This is a genomic window from Parabacteroides sp. AM58-2XD (assembly GCF_003463685.1).
Lineage (GTDB): Bacteria > Bacteroidota > Bacteroidia > Bacteroidales > Tannerellaceae > Parabacteroides > Parabacteroides segnis.
This window is the reverse complement of sequence record NZ_QSDP01000244.1, coordinates 1-942: the sequence shown is the minus strand read 5'-3', so window position 1 is coordinate 942 and position 942 is coordinate 1. Positions and strand designations below refer to the sequence as shown.

The 942-nt window shown below is 38.5% G+C and carries 1 protein-coding gene; it reads left to right on the top strand.

The genetic code is table 11. The features are described 5' to 3' along the window. Positions 1–922 (top strand): transposase (locus DXA15_RS25085; protein WP_128135850.1); only part of this gene is annotated, 922 nt, incomplete at its 5' end. Between the last annotated feature and the right edge of the window lie 20 nt (positions 923–942).

The window sequence follows — 942 nt, the reverse complement described above, 5'->3', positions numbered from 1 at the left end:
ACTAAGAGAAAAGTTCGGATGTCCGGGTAGCCGCCTGGGGCAAAGTAATCCCGCTGCCCGCATATGTGTGTTATACGATGTTATGAATCATCTAGCTATAAAAGGTCTGTTTCAGCCTTATGCCGAATCGGAAGAGAAAGTCGTTTTGGATGTGTTGGAAGGATTGGAGTTAAGCCCATCTCTTTTGCTTTTCGACAGGGGCTATCCTAGTTATTGGCTCATGTATTGTCTGATAAACAGGCAGACTCATTTTGTCATGAGGGTTCCAAGTAATGCCAATAGAACAGTTAAGGCATTTATTGAATCGGATTTATCGGATATAACTGTAGACATTTATCCCTCCTATAAATCATTGGCTAAATTGAAGCAAATGGGTATCTGGATATCCCAAACAACTCCGTTAAAAATCCGTTATGTAAAAGTAATGCTTGACACAGGAGAAGTTGAAGTTCTGGCCACTAACCTGTATGATTCTTCTTTATATACAATAGCAGACCTTAAAAAAGTTTATTTTATGCGCTGGGGAATCGAAACGTTCTATGGATATGTCAAGGAAGAACTCCAGCTAGGTCAGTTCAGTGGCATACGGGATATCTGTATAAGACAGGACTTTGCGGCCAATCTGTTTTTATTCAATTTGCAGAGTCTGATTGAGAAACAATGTGAACCTTATATTGAACAAGTTTGCAAAACAAGAATATACAAATATAAGGTTAACAAAAATATAAGCTGGGCATCCATGAAGTACGGAGTTGTGAAACTATTTCTTTTTCGAAATACAAACTCTGTACTCATGGAGTTGCAACATCTATTTGAAAAGCATTTGGTGCCCATCAGACCGGGAAGAAAGTTTCCACGAGCAAGGAAAGGAAGGCCCAATTGTAAAAACTATACTCTAACTAATTACAAAAGAGCACTATGAACCTTAAATTGATGACATTG